We start from the raw sequence: 13,457 nt of genomic DNA, 5'->3' as shown, positions 1-13,457 counted from the left end.
GGGACACAGCGGTCACGATAAAACGGAATCACTGGTCACGATGCCGGAATCGGCGGTCACATTCACCGGAATACGCACTATGAATACGTGGTGAACGGCAAACCGGCGCTTGATTGGGTCGTGGAACGCCAGTGCGTGAAGACTGACAAGGACAGCGGCATCGTCAACGACGCCAACGATTGGGCCGTCGAGACTATGGGCGACCCACGTTACCCGCTTGAACTGTTCCAACGCGTGGTGACGGTCAGTTTGGAAACGATGAAGATTGTCCGGTCACTGCCGCGTCTCGATATTCAGCAGTCGCCCCAGTCAGGAAGTAAATCGTGGCAGTCGCCAGTACCGTCGCTAATGACCGCCTGATTCACATGGGTACCTGAGACGGTCATTCCCAAGCAGCGACTTGGGTGACCGTCTCACATTCATCGAGATCGATGCTGGCCGAATCACACTTGTGAGTATGGGTACGCCGGTTTGATGTAGGCGTGAAGAAACTTCCCCTTTGAGTCTGATTCCAGGAACTGTTGGTAGATCGGTTCTGGAACGTTGTAATACTGATACAGCCGTCCGGTTTTGAATTCGATTTCCAGCGTGCCAGTGGTGGGCTCGTATCCGATTGACAAGACTGTTGACGACTCTACCGTTTCTCGCTCCATCTTCTCTATCTCCTCTGGTGAAAGGGGGGTCCGAATTGCACGCACCGTAGTCCAGGTGGGATTCTGGGCACGCCAAGATGCTGCAACGCGCTGGTAGTCTTCCGGTAGCCGATCACGCTGCCAACAATTCGCGACGGCTGGGTCCTCGCTATTCGGACGGTGTTTCTCGTCAGGCAACGTAATGCGACAACGAATCGGAAGTCGGGCCGCTTCGCCTGTAATAATCGCCTCGCCGACGCGCAGCACCGGCAAGCTATCAGCCACACCGGCTAAATTGTCAGGCAGTGACGCCTGCACCTTTGCCCTATCGGCGGCGTTCGAGAGGCGCAGTGTCACAAAGGTGCCGCACTGGGAAAGGATTGTTTCGTCAACTTCTGAAGGGCGTTGACTTACAACCATTGCCCCGATGCCGAACTTACGGCCTTCCTTTGCGATGCGCTGGACCATAGCTCGTGCCGGACCATCTGATTCCTTGGACAGATAGCGGTGTGCCTCCTCCATTACAACGAGCAACGGTCTAGCTATACCACCTTCGCTCTTTGCACGTGCCCAAAACAGTCCTTCATAGAGGATATTTAGAATCGCACCGATAAGTCGGGCGACGACCGTGCTGGGAATGCCAGACAGGTCGAGGATGGTGATGGGCTTGTCGTGTCCCAGCCACGCTTGAAGCAGGTCGGGTAGGTCCTTCTGTGAAGCGCCGCTTAGACTTGGCTCCCAGTCGCCCGGGTGTAGTAGAAAGTCATACTGCCGATCTAGCATTCGGGAGCGCATCTGATCCAAAGGGCGGCGAATTCCGAGGACGCCGATTTGGTTGATGAATGGAGGTGTGGCGCCTGCGCCGTGCGGTTTGTAACGAGGTGGCTTTAATGTCGCAGCATCACCAGGCACGTCCAGCGCCGGGACGGTGCGAGGCTGATCAGCCCAAGTCTTTATCTCTGGGTCCAGCAGTTCGAACCAGAGTTTGTTGAGACTATACGGAACAGGGCTGTCAACGGTCATCGAGTTCGGGTCCAGACCTGCAATCGACGAGTTGTTCACTACAGCAGTCTTGTAGTCGAAGATTCGGTCCAAAATCTGGGACAGTTGCTTGTCGTCCAGCTTTCCCATCAGGAACGTCAGCAAATCAGCCGGATCAAGTGCCCAGAATGGGATATGGAGGGGTTGCTCGTCTGCACCCGCGTTGACTCGGAAGACAGTCGATACTGAGCGTAATGCGTGACCATACTCACCATGGATGTCGAGTAGCAGGATTCTCGCACTGGGAAAACCCGCATTCTCCCCAGCACCACCGGAGGCTATTGAGCGAAGTAGACTGGCAACAGCAGTAGACTTCCCCGCGCCAGTGGAACCCAGTACGGCACTGTGGCGGGTGACCAGTTTGTTGAGATCAATCCTGACCGGAATCCCTTCGGCGCTCGCCAATCTCCCGATCATTACCTGCCCACCGTCCTGCGTTCCATAAATGACCGCGAGGTCCTCTTCGGTAACAAGGTGGACTTCGTCCTTAACGTTCGGATACTGGCTAATGCCTCGTTCGAACGAAGCACCGACGATCTCACCAACTAGCTGAATGGTCATCCATCGATCACCACTGTCGGCTGCCCCAGACGCTGATGTAGGTGCGGCGCTCGCGCCGACCTCAGCCACGATGCCATAGAGATCGTGGTAGCCCTGAGGAATGCGCACGAAGCTCCCAACTTGGCCGATACGATAGCTTTTGCCACCGATAACCGCGATGCCAGAAGCTACCGTTGGCGACTGCCGTACACTAATCGCGGCCCCGGTGACTGCGCCAACATGACCCACGAGTGTAGGCTTCGAGTTCATGCTGCGCCTTCCGCAGGTGCAGCTACCACTGAAGTATCGGCGCCGTCTGAAAACACAGGGCTTGCAAGGGTCTCGACTTCGGAAGTCTGAGCAGGAGCAGGAAAATGCTGCGCGGCCCGTGAAGAAGCAAAAAAACGAGCTAGCCGGTCGAATCTGCCCAGTTGGAACTGTGCCGCACCACTTTTTTCGTCGATGGCCCAGTAGCTTGCACGGATAGCCCCCCAGTCACGTGTCGGCAAGTCGCCTGGCATCCAAGGTGCAGAAATGCCATTGATTACGGCCTTATCCGGGGCATACAAGCTCATGTTTGGGCGGCGTCCGGCAATGTCCCGGGCATGAGTTTCTTGGTCAAGGGGCTTGAACTGAAAGGCAAACACACTTGCCGATGGGTTGGCCGACAGGCATTCATCGATCCGCGCCGAGATGTGAGCATCGGCAAAAGAGAACCCAGTAGCAATTAGCAGGGTGTCCGGCGTCATCAAGAAGGCACGCAAGCGGTCGAACAATGCCGCATAGGGCGCCTTCTGCGTTTGGTCATACTTCAGGTGTTCAGGGAATACCAAGTGGGTGGCCTGGCCATTCCCTACACGAATGACCTCCCCTCTCGCATTAGCGGCCCAACCGAGCGACCCATGGAGTTTCCACAGTCGGGTCCAGCGTGCGGGTAAATCGTTATTCGCGACGGACGAGGGGTCAAAGAAAGGCTCATTTGCACCGGCGAATCCATCAAAGTACGGAACACGGGCACGCTCGAATGCCTGTTCAAATAGCAGGTCATAGTTCGTCGTGAAAATCTCAACCGGATGCTCACGCCCCGTGCCACTGATCCAAGTTACGAATTCGGTGTAGGGCGACGGGCCATCATGCAGCGGTCTATTTACAATCGTGCCAATCTGGCCGCAAATTGCTTCGCTGAGGTTCCGGTATCCCTCCCCATCGAGATCATGCACCTTGGCCTTACCTATCACTCCCGCTAAGCTGCGAACACGTGACAGAATTGTTTCGATGTTAGGGTTCTCGATCTCGGCAATTACGGCTTCCAGCGTCTTCCCAAATTCAGGGTTCAGAGCCGCAATCACCATGTCAGTCAACCCAGCGACAGCCGGAATCAGTGGTTTGTCGCTTCCCGGTGGGAAAATACCTGCTGGCGCACCGGCGCCGACCAGTAGGCCGATCCGTTTTCGACCCTGAGCGATGATCTGCCGCAGGCTTGCCATATATTGGTCTGGGTTGTGGATACTGACCGTCATCGTCCTTCTCTCGCCCTGTTCATTCTTAATCGTTGAGCGCAAGCTACTGGCTTGCAGACGTATACCTCTTGCGCTCGATTCTACAGATAGATAGGTTCGCCGACGAACAGCAGCAGCAGACAACCGGGCACTGATTATGACCGACCGCCACGTACCATCCACCCCCTCATCCGCTGGGTGCCCACGGATTTTTGGAATTGGGAGAGGATTGGGGTGAGCAACTCAAATCCTCTCAACTGCTCCAACCATCTTGTCGGAATGCAGTCAAGGCCGAACCGGACGCCAGCCAGCCCGCCCGCGACAGCAGCAGTCGTGTCTGTGTCATGGCCGAAGAGGATGGCGGTCTTGACCACTTCTTCGAACGAATCTTCTTGCAGCGCCTGACGTGCTGACCAGATGGTGTCCAGCACGTAGCCTGTCCCATGTGGCTTGTCGGTCTTCGGGAAGCTGCGCAGGACATCCAGTTCGCGCAGGAACGCCTTCCGCTCTCGTTCACCGGGCCAGTCTTGGTAAATCTCGTCAAGACGGCGGTCCGCCCAATCCCACGGATCGGCAAGCTGGCGCAGGTATCCCCTTGCGACCAGACAGTAGAACGCACAGGCGACCAGTGATCGGGGATGGGCATGGGTCGGCAGGGACTGTAGATGTGCGTCTTTGACCAATGCTTCGTCGCTACCGGTATGCCATAGCGCCAGCGGAAGGACACGCATCAAACTCCCATTTCCGTTGTCCCTCTCGGATGTACCACCGGTTTCCTGCGGCGACACACCTTCGCGCAGATAGCCCAAGGCTTCACCGGTCTGGTTGCCAACGTCAAAGACATAGCCGTCCACTGCCATATAGCCATCGTCCAGCCATTGCACCAATCGGTCCGCGAAGTCGGTCAGTGAAAGTCTTCCGCAGTCCATCAGGCTGGCAAGCAGGCACAGGGCTTGGGCACCATCATCGGACCACGTTCCGGGCGGCACCCCACTATGCGCACGAGGGAAGTCAACCGGTGGGACCATCTCGATCAGCGCACGCTTTGGCAACCGGTCAGGCGTGTGGAATTCATATGGCACGCCGACCGAATCGCCGATCAGTAGGCCGACCAGTCCGCCGATTGCTGCATTGGACGCATGGCCCGGCAACAGTCCTGCGAATCCATTGTTCTCTATCGTCAAATGCGTCCTCCTAACTGTGGGGCCATTGGTCCTGTGTGGTAGCGGCGTCCGCGTCCACTGTACCGTGCGCACTACCATTGCTGGCAACCATTGGCAGTGCAATGGTCAGCGACTGTAGTAGTGCGGGACTGTTCGGCTTGTCCATTGGTACCCCACTGATACCAATGGCGCCGACAGTACCAGTACCGACAGTGTTGGCAGTGGCATGGTGTTGGCGGGACCAGTACCCACTAATGGTTGCCAGAACACTGTGCTGCCACTGTGACAACCATTGGGGACATGCACAACGGTTCACGCCGCAATCAGGTTTACTGTCTGCACTGCAATTGTTGGACCGGTCTGTATTGCTAGTGACCATTGCCCTATGGCTGGCGCGATGATGGATCACAGTCATCGACTGTAGCGGTGGTGACCGTTGCAATGCTCGTTATTGGCCGACTTGTACCTCAATGGGTATCAGCTATTCGTCAAGCTCGTCCACCGTCCTCGAATTGAAGTCGGCAGTGACAATCCGGGCTGAACGGTAACGAGGCTTTGTGATGCAAAGATAACATGATCGAAGCATTCCGGTAGACGCCATCGTTAGCAGAGACTGAAATTCACTTGGGGATAGGTCGATAACGCCCTGTACGACCGGCTTGATGCCAACGACTGCGCCAATCGATGGCACTTCCCTCTGACCAACGACCGGGTTCGCATTGACATAGGCCATGATGGAAAACTGCGAAGTTCCTGCTATCGGTGCGGTGAGTTCACCCTCGATGTGTATGGTGAGCATGGTCACCCGTTCTGGCGGCAATGATCGAGGTTTGTCAGCGCGAATACTCAGGCTGGCGCGAATCCGTTTGATCTCGCCCCAACGTGGTAGCAATTCGTCGCTCCTCCGCTTCCTACCGGGACGTGACATAGGCGGTCTCCAATGACGAGGACGTGAACCGGCTTACTGTCGTACGACTGTGATAACCATTGGGGAAATGTTGGACCGATCTGCATTGCACGCCCCGCCGCGACCATCGAGACCGGTCAGGGCATCAATTGAACACCAGCGATCAACTGTGGCGGCGGTCTGGCCGACAGACAGCTATCGCAAATTGCAATGCCATCCCGTAAACTTATGGATGGTGTTTGGTGCGATGAATGGTGCTCCATTTCTGCTCCACTTGCTCCACTCTTGCTCCAACGCCGCCCCACTTGATCAACCGGATTGATCAAGATCGAAGGCTTGAACTTCCGTTATAAGTTAGTGATTGCTCCGCCCCTATTACCTGCACCGTCCGCACTGAAACGCGCGGCCAGACCGGCGTGGAGATGGAGGCGCTGACCGGCGTGCAAGTCGCGCTGCTGACCATCTACGACATGTGCAAGGCGGTGGACCGGGGCATGGTGATCGGGAATGTGAAGCTGCTGGAGAAGCACGGCGGCAAGTCGGGCGACTGGGTGGCGGCCGCAGGGCAGTGATCGGCCTCGCTGCACCGCCCGAGGAACGGCACGCACCAAACGGCAATCACGGCACCTAGACTAGACATTGCTCTGGGCAGCCGGGAAACGCGCATCGCGCCCGTATGGGCACAATGTCATCGCCTGGCTCCCATCACCTTGCCAAAGGAGAGAGGCAATGCTGACACAGAAGACGAAGGACATCGTGAAAGCCACCGCGCCGGTACTGGCGCAACACGGCTACGACATTATCAAGTGCTTCTATAAGCGCATGTTCGAAGCGCATCCCGAACTGAAGAATGTGTTCAACATGGCGCATCAGGAACGGGGCGAGCAGCAGCAGGCACTGGCGCGGGCGGTCTACGCATATGCGGAGAATATCGAAGACCCGGGCAGCCTGATGGCCGTGCTGAACAACATTGCCAACAAGCACGCGAGCCTGGGCGTCAAACCGGAGCAGTATCCGATCGTCGGCGAGCATTTGCTGGCGGCCATCAAGGAAGTCCTGGGCAGCGCAGCGACCGAGGAAATCATCTCCGCGTGGGCGCAAGCCTATGGCAACCTCGCCGATGTGCTGATGGGCATGGAGAGCGCGCTTTACGAAGGTTCGGCCGAGCAGGCCGGTGGCTGGACCGGGTGGCGGTCCTTTGTCGTGCGCGAGAAGCGCCCGGAGAGCGGCGTGATCACCTCCTTCGTCCTTGAACCGGCCGACGGCCAGCCGGTGGCGAACTTCAAGCCCGGCCAATACACCAGCGTTGCAGTCAATGTGCCCGCACTAGGCCTGCAGCAGATCCGCCAATACAGCCTTTCCGACATGCCGAACGGGCGCAGCTATCGGATCTCGGTCAAGCGGGAAGGCGGCGGCACCCAGCCTCCTGGCTATGTTTCCAATCTGCTGCACGATCACGTCAATGTCGGCGATGAGGTAAAGCTGGCCACGCCGTATGGGAGTTTCCATATCGACGTCAACGCCAGGACGCCCATTGTGCTGATCAGCGGCGGCGTGGGGCTGACGCCCATGATCAGCATGCTCAAGACCGCACTGCAAGCGCCGCCGCGGAAAGTCGTTTTCACCCATGGCGCCCGCAATAGTGCAGTGCATGCCATGCGAGACAAGCTGCGCGAGGCGGCGAAGACCTATGAGAACTTCGAGCTCATCGTTTTCTATGACCAGCCCCTGCCGGAGGACGTGCAAGGGCGCGACTACGATTACGCGGGGCTGGTCGACGTCAAGCTGATCGAAAAATCGATTCTGCTGCCCGACGCCGATTACTACATCTGCGGCCCGATTCCCTTCATGCGAATGCAGCATGATGCACTGAAGAATCTTGGTGTCCATGAAGCGCGCATTCATTACGAGGTGTTTGGTCCGGACCTGTTTGCCGAATAGGCCGGCGCGCATTGGCGCATCCGGGGACGACGGACTTGTTGTGTCGCGCCAGGCCACGGCGTCTTACCGGTCTGTCGTTCCTCGGTAATAAAGGCAACGCCGCATTTCCACATGCGCCGCCATGGCGCCTGCGCACGACAATTTGGTATTCAATACGATTGCGGGCCGGCGCATTTCGCGGCCGGCTGCCTCTGCCCGCGGCGAGCCTTGCGGCCACGCGGGGGAAAGGTGAATACCATGAACGGGCGCAAGCTCTGCCAGCTGGCACTGGCACTGGCACTGGCGGCCACGGCCGCGAGCGGCGCCGCCCTTGCAGGGCGGGCCGACATCCACAATGCAGCTTGGCATGACGCAGACACGCGCGGCGGCATGATCAAGACGCGTGTCGGCGTGGGCTTCTATTTCGGCCCCAGCATCGTGTTCGGCGGCTACCCGTATTACTACCCTGCCTACCCTGCCCCATATTACTACCCGGCTCCGGCCGCCACCGTGCCGGTCGAGCCACCTCAATACATCGAGCAGGGGCCCAACGGGCCAGTGCCGGCGCCGGGGCCCGAGCGGGCAGTGCCGCAGGACCAGGGCTGGTGGTATCACTGCAACCAGCCGGAAGGCTACTATCCCTACGTGCAATCCTGCCCGGGCGGCTGGCAACGCGTGCCGGCCCAGCCGCCGGCCAACTATTGACAGCGTGGAGCAAAGCATGCGAGTCCTGACCCGCGCCACGCTCGCCGTGGCCACCCTGACCCTCGGCGCCTGCGTCGTGATGCCTTCGGGCCCGAGCGTGATGGCGCTGCCGGGCACCGGCAAGAGCTTCGACCAGTTCCGCGCCGACGACTACAACTGCCGCCAGTTCGCCCTCGGGCAGGTCGGCGGCGTGAGTTCCTCGCAGGCCGCCAACAACGCGGCCGTAGGCAGTGCGGTGGTAGGCACCGCGCTGGGAGCGGCGGCTGGTGCGGCGTTCGATGGCGGATCGGGCGCAGCGGTCGGCGCCGGCCTGGGCCTGCTGACGGGCGCCGCGGTAGGCGCGGGCAACGCGCAGTACGCGGGTTATGGCACGCAGCGGCAATACGACGCCGCCTATGTGCAGTGCATGTACGCCAGCGGCAACCGCGTGCCGGTACCGGGACGGGTCGCCGCAGCTCCCGCGCCGGCACCGCGGTACTACTATGCGCCGCCCCCGCCGGCCTACTACGTGCCCTACTACTAGGTCAGTTGCGTCCCCACGCCGAGAGCCGGCGCGAGCGGTCGATGACCCAGGCGCAGAACGCCTGCGGGCGTTCGCCCTCGGACAACTCGCGGCATGCCTTCGCGATCTCGGCGTACTGTGTCGCTTCATCGCCGAGGTAGTACCAGCGCAGCCGTTCCATCCACAGCCGGCCCTGCGCGGCATCGCCTGTCAGCGCCAGCAGCCACGCCGTGCGCGCGATCATCGTGGGGGTCGGCAGCAAATGCACCGCGGCGATATGCGCGGGCAGCAGTTCGGCTGCGTTCCGTGGCGTGATGACGGCCAGCCCTGCGGCATCGGCCTGCGCATGCTGGCGGAACCAGAAGCGCGGCATCGGCAAGGTGTTCCGGGTTTCGCTCGCGGCGTATTCGCGTGCTTCGGCGCGGCGGTAGTCTTGCCACATGGTTGCCAGGATCGCGACGGCAAGCGCCACGAATGCCACGCTCAGGCCCTTTGCCACGCCGGCCGGGACTCGCCATGGTCCGACGGCGGCAGGCTCCAGCCAGCCCAGGAGGAAACAGAACGGCAGGAAGAAGTACAGGTAGTGCAGCGGATATTCGAGCATGGAATGCGCGCACAGCATCGCCAGCCATGCCAACATCAGCACCGTCTCGCGACGTTCCCCATTTTCAGCCTGCCAGAGCCGCGCCCGCACCACGCGCCACAGCCATGCCGCGAGAATCAGCGCGGCGCCGAGCGTGCCGGCGATGCCGGTCTTGGCCAGCAGATCGAGCACCGCGTTATGGGCGTGCAGGGACATCTCCACCTTCACGCCGACCTGAGGCAGCTGCATGAACTGCGCCCACCCGAACTCGCCCCAGCCGACGCCGAGCCATGGATGCGCGCGGAACATCGCCAGCGCATGCGCCCAGAGCGCGCCACGTGCGGACATCTGGTCTTCGGCTTCCAGCTGCGCGATGGTGTCGAACAAACGCCAGTCAAGAAACTGGCCGGCGGCGCGGATCGCTGGCTGCAGCACCAGCAGCATCACGATCATGGCGACCGCGGCCACCAGCAGTCCGGTCGTGCGCCGCATCGGATCCACTTCGCGCGGCGTGCCGCGTGCCAGCCATGCGGCCACCAGCGCGTAGACGGCGGCCAGCCCGACATGCAGCACGCCAGTGCGCGATCCGGATAGCACGACGCCGCTTTCCAGCAATGCCACGGCTGCCAGCCACATCGGGAAGCGCAGCCTGCCGCGCGATGCCAGCCAGACTGATGCGACCAGTGCGAGACCGTGCACGGTGGCCTGGTGGTTGGGCTGGTTCAGGTTGCCCCAGAGGCGGCGGTTGTCGTCGTAGAAGTAGGTGGAAACGAGACCGAAGGCGCTGCGCTCGAGATGGAAGAGCTGCACCCACTGCGTGACGGTGCCGAGCAGGCCGGCGATCAGGAAGGCGATGGCAAGGGTGTCGCCGGCGTTGAGCGATTCCGATACTCGATTGCGGCGGTACGACCATGCGGCGCATGTCACGGCTGCGCCGAGCAATAGGGTCAGGACGGTCAGGGTGGCGCTGCCGGTGATATCGACGTGGCCGAGCGCGGTGCGTGTCAGGCCGACGGCGGCGAGCCAGAGGAACAGCAAGGCTACCCACGGCAGTGAAATCGTCGTGGTTGCCGCTGGTGTGGCGGGCGTGCGAAGCGCCAGGAACGAGACCAGGGCAAGCGCGCAGCATGCGGCAGCCCATTCGCCGTAGAACGTCGCGAGTGGGAGCGTATGCCTGGAAACTAGCAGCGGGAAGACGATTGCTGCGATGAGGGCAGCCGACGGGAGGGTTGTCCGGGACGGCGGCATTGAGGCGCCTAGTTTGGGGAAAGGCGCATGATAGCTTGTGGCACGGGCAAAGAAAAAGCGCCCGAAGGCGCTTTCCACAGCGGAGATTGCCTGCTTAAACGCCAGTTTGTGCCCTGGTGCAAGTGGCCCCACCACCGGTTACCGACGCCCAGGTAACAGCGTTGGTGCCGACGGTCGGGGACATCGTTACCGTACACGCGGGCAATTGCACTGCGCCCGTGATAACGATCGCCGCAGTTGCAGCCGTGAGGGCAACCGTGCCATTGGGCGGGTTCTGGGTGCCAGGATAGCCAACAGTCGTCGTCAGTTTGGCGACGGTATCGCACGAAGCCAACACGCCGCCGTTCTCTTGCAAGCACTGGGCAACTGCCATCTTCAGCGCTGCTACGGAAGTAATGTTGTCCGACCAGCGTGCGCGCGTCACATAGTCCTGATACTGCGGAATCGCGATCGCCGCCAAAATACCAATGATCGCCACCACGATCATCAGTTCGATCAGCGTAAAGCCCTTCTGAATACGACGGCCCAGCTTCTTCAGTTTTTGTACCCGTTGCATGATTTGACCCCTCGAAGAGATTTTGGTTAAGCGTTGCACGTCTTCGGTTTCGTGACGCGGGAACTAATCAGCAGTAAGCGTGCCAGCCATATCCCACGTCCGTAGGGAGCAAAAAACGACAAATTTCGTCACCCGACAGAGGGAAACTGACCGCTTGCGCCAAATTTTGTCACCTGGGCGCACTACCACCCGCCGAAGCGACAAAATGTGCGATCACTCACATGAGTTAGTTGGAAATCGCACCGACAAAGGATGTCCGCCAGTTGGCAACAAAAAAGGGCGGCCAACCGGCCGCCCTTCCGTGCGAAGCAATACCCGTCAGGCCGTCTGCGGCGACCGGCGGTTCAGCATCTTGCCAATGATCACCACCAGGATCGCGCCGGCGGCGCCGAATACCAGGTGGGCGTGCGGCACGTGGACTTCAAACCATGCGGCATCGACCGGGTCGCTGACCAGCATCTCACCAGCCAGGTAACCCAGCAGCGCGGCGCCCAGCACGATGATGACCGGGAAGCGTTCCATCACCTTGAGCAGCAGCGTGCTGCCGAACACGATCAGCGGGATCGACAGGCCCAGGCCGATAATCAGCAGCATCAGCTGGCTGCCCTCGGGGCCCTTCTGCGCGGCGGCGGCCACGGCGACCACGTTGTCCAGCGACATCACCAGGTCGGCGATGAGGATGGTGCGGATGGCGGCCCAGATATTGTCCTTGCCGTCGTGGCCTTCCTCGTCGTCATCGCCGGTCAGCAGCTGCACGCCGATATAGACCAGCAGCACGGCGCCGACGATCTTCAGGTATGGCAGGCTCAGCAGCTTGACCGCGGCCACGGTCAGCACCACGCGCATGATGATGGCGGCAGCGCTGCCCCAGAAGATGGCCTTCTTCTGCTGGGCGGGCGGCAGGTTGCGCGAGGCGAGCGCGATCACCACCGCGTTGTCGCCGGACAGGACGATGTTGGTCAGGATGATCGATCCCAACGCAATCCAGAAAGTGGTGGAAGACAGCAGTTCCACGGGTAGGCTCCTCGAGTTCTATGTAGTGGCGGTTCTATGCGTGGCGCGCCCCGTCATCTGACGGGTGTTCGGATGTCTGAAAGCGCAGACATGACTGTTTAACCCACGAACCTTTCGATTAGATTTCAATCCTGTAATGTTCCGGGGTTTTCGTGACCCCCGAATCACTCGCCGTAAAAGAGAATGCCCCCGCCAGAAGGGCGGGGGCATCACAAGTCTGTCATTCCCGCGACAGCGGGAACGGCAAGCAGACCTTACAGCATCGCCTTCAGCAGGCGGCCCATCTCCGACGGGTTCTTGGTCACCTTGATACCGCAGGCTTCCATGATTTCCAGCTTGGCCTGGGCGGTGTCGGCACCGCCCGAGATCAGCGCGCCGGCGTGGCCCATGCGCTTGCCCGGAGGCGCGGTCACGCCAGCGATGAAGCCAACCACCGGCTTCTTCATGTTGTCCTTGATCCAGTGGGCGGCGTTGGCCTCGTCCGGACCACCGATCTCACCAATCATGACCACGGCGTCCGTGTCCGGATCGTCGTTGAACATCTTCATCACGTCGATGTGCTTCAGGCCGTTGATGGGGTCGCCACCAATGCCGACAGCCGACGACTGGCCCAGGCCCAGCGCGGTCAGCTGGCCCACGGCTTCGTACGTCAGCGTGCCCGAGCGCGACACCACGCCGATGCGGCCCTTCTTGTGGATGTGGCCCGGCATGATGCCGATCTTGATTTCGTCCGGCGTGATCAGGCCCGGGCAGTTCGGCCCCAGCAGCAGGGTCTTCTTGTTCTCGCGGCGCATGCGGTCCTTGACTTCCATCATGTCGCGCACGGGGATGCCTTCGGTGATGCAGACCACCAGGTCCAGGTCGGCGTCAACGGCTTCCCAGATCGCGGCAGCGGCGCCTGCGGGCGGCACGTAGATGACCGACACGGTGGCGCCGGTCTGGGCCTTGGCGTCCTTGACGCTGGCGTAGATGGGAATGCCTTCGAAGTCTTCGCCGGCCTTCTTCGGGTTCACGCCTGCGACGAAGGCGTTCTTGCCATTGGCGTAGTCGCGGCAGCCACGGGTGTGGAACTGGCCGGTCTTGCCGGTGATGCCCTGGGTGATGACCTTGGTGTCTTTGTTGATCAGAATCGACATGCTGTAATCCT

General features: G+C 60.5%; 11 protein-coding genes and 1 pseudogene. 5 read left to right on the top strand and 7 right to left on the bottom strand.

Annotation, left to right across the window (positions count from 1 at the left end; translation table 11 throughout):
- The first annotated feature begins 90 nt into the window (after window positions 1-90).
- A complete protein-coding gene (locus J8I34_RS07285) occupies window positions 91-360 on the top strand; it encodes a type ISP restriction/modification enzyme (protein ID WP_209805715.1) in 270 nt (89 codons plus the stop codon).
- Between the two features lie 83 nt (window positions 361-443).
- Here the strand turns inward: J8I34_RS07285 and J8I34_RS07280 are convergent, their stop codons facing one another.
- From J8I34_RS07280 to J8I34_RS07270, 3 genes are all read right to left on the bottom strand, one after another.
- The gene (locus J8I34_RS07280; protein WP_209805714.1) at window positions 444-2,483 is read right to left on the bottom strand and encodes a helicase HerA domain-containing protein; all 2,040 of its coding nucleotides are present in this window, start codon (window positions 2,481-2,483) and stop codon (window positions 444-446) included.
- Window positions 2,480-3,733, bottom strand: a complete 1,254-nt coding sequence (locus J8I34_RS07275; protein WP_209805713.1) for an SIR2 family NAD-dependent protein deacylase — start codon at window positions 3,731-3,733, stop codon at window positions 2,480-2,482. The genes J8I34_RS07280 and J8I34_RS07275 overlap by 4 nt, the downstream gene beginning before the upstream one ends.
- Before the next feature lie 134 nt (window positions 3,734-3,867).
- Window positions 3,868-4,896, bottom strand: a complete 1,029-nt coding sequence (locus J8I34_RS07270) for an ADP-ribosylglycohydrolase family protein (RefSeq protein WP_245175807.1) — start codon at window positions 4,894-4,896, stop codon at window positions 3,868-3,870.
- A gap of 1,260 nt (window positions 4,897-6,156) precedes the next feature.
- Here J8I34_RS07270 and J8I34_RS07265 point away from each other — a divergent pair.
- The 4 genes and pseudogenes from J8I34_RS07265 to J8I34_RS07250 all read left to right on the top strand — a co-directional run.
- Window positions 6,157-6,354: pseudogene (locus tag J8I34_RS07265) on the top strand (cyclic pyranopterin monophosphate synthase MoaC); the annotation flags it as partial.
- A gap of 157 nt (window positions 6,355-6,511) precedes the next feature.
- Complete coding sequence (hmpA, locus tag J8I34_RS07260; RefSeq protein ID WP_209805711.1) at window positions 6,512-7,723, top strand: NO-inducible flavohemoprotein; 1,212 nt, start codon at window positions 6,512-6,514, stop codon at window positions 7,721-7,723.
- A 237-nt stretch (window positions 7,724-7,960) separates the two neighbouring features.
- On the top strand, window positions 7,961-8,407 hold the full coding sequence (locus J8I34_RS07255) for a hypothetical protein (protein ID WP_209805710.1): 447 nt from the start codon (window positions 7,961-7,963) through the stop codon (window positions 8,405-8,407).
- A gap of 16 nt (window positions 8,408-8,423) precedes the next feature.
- Window positions 8,424-8,930, top strand: coding sequence for a hypothetical protein (locus J8I34_RS07250; protein ID WP_209768159.1), 507 nt, complete (start codon window positions 8,424-8,426; stop codon window positions 8,928-8,930).
- 1 nt (window position 8,931) lies between these two features.
- On the opposite strand, the gene J8I34_RS07245 is transcribed toward J8I34_RS07250, so the two are convergent.
- From J8I34_RS07245 to sucD, 4 genes are all read right to left on the bottom strand, one after another.
- A complete protein-coding gene (locus tag J8I34_RS07245) occupies window positions 8,932-10,740 on the bottom strand; it encodes a PglL family O-oligosaccharyltransferase (RefSeq protein WP_209805709.1) in 1,809 nt (602 codons plus the stop codon).
- 94 nt (window positions 10,741-10,834) lie between these two features.
- Window positions 10,835-11,296, bottom strand: coding sequence for a pilin (locus J8I34_RS07240; protein WP_209805708.1), 462 nt, complete (start codon window positions 11,294-11,296; stop codon window positions 10,835-10,837).
- A gap of 318 nt (window positions 11,297-11,614) precedes the next feature.
- Window positions 11,615-12,310, bottom strand: coding sequence for a TerC family protein (locus J8I34_RS07235; RefSeq protein WP_209805707.1), 696 nt, complete (start codon window positions 12,308-12,310; stop codon window positions 11,615-11,617).
- Between the two features lie 254 nt (window positions 12,311-12,564).
- The gene (sucD, locus tag J8I34_RS07230; protein ID WP_209768154.1) at window positions 12,565-13,446 is read right to left on the bottom strand and encodes a succinate--CoA ligase subunit alpha; all 882 of its coding nucleotides are present in this window, start codon (window positions 13,444-13,446) and stop codon (window positions 12,565-12,567) included.
- Window positions 13,447-13,457 lie beyond the last annotated feature (11 nt).

The sequence above is a fragment of the Cupriavidus phytohabitans genome, assembly GCF_017815025.1.
GTDB lineage: Bacteria > Pseudomonadota > Gammaproteobacteria > Burkholderiales > Burkholderiaceae > Cupriavidus.
Note: the sequence above shows the minus strand (reverse complement) of the source record. Positions and strands in the feature narration are given on the sequence as shown.

What these genes read in the sequence shown, in the direction of transcription:
- J8I34_RS07250 (WP_209768159.1), top strand. Translation starts at nt 8,424, where the DNA reads ATGCGAGTCCTGACCCGCGCCACGCTCGCCGTGGCCACCCTGACCCTC.
- J8I34_RS07255 (WP_209805710.1), top strand. Translation starts at nt 7,961, where the DNA reads ATGAACGGGCGCAAGCTCTGCCAGCTGGCACTGGCACTGGCACTGGCG.
- hmpA (WP_209805711.1), top strand. Translation starts at nt 6,512, where the DNA reads ATGCTGACACAGAAGACGAAGGACATCGTGAAAGCCACCGCGCCGGTA.
- J8I34_RS07240 (WP_209805708.1), bottom strand. Translation starts at nt 11,296, where the DNA reads ATGCAACGGGTACAAAAACTGAAGAAGCTGGGCCGTCGTATTCAGAAG.
- sucD (WP_209768154.1), bottom strand. Translation starts at nt 13,446, where the DNA reads ATGTCGATTCTGATCAACAAAGACACCAAGGTCATCACCCAGGGCATC.
- J8I34_RS07280 (WP_209805714.1), bottom strand. Translation starts at nt 2,483, where the DNA reads ATGAACTCGAAGCCTACACTCGTGGGTCATGTTGGCGCAGTCACCGGG.
- J8I34_RS07245 (WP_209805709.1), bottom strand. Translation starts at nt 10,740, where the DNA reads ATGCCGCCGTCCCGGACAACCCTCCCGTCGGCTGCCCTCATCGCAGCA.
- J8I34_RS07275 (WP_209805713.1), bottom strand. Translation starts at nt 3,733, where the DNA reads ATGACGGTCAGTATCCACAACCCAGACCAATATATGGCAAGCCTGCGG.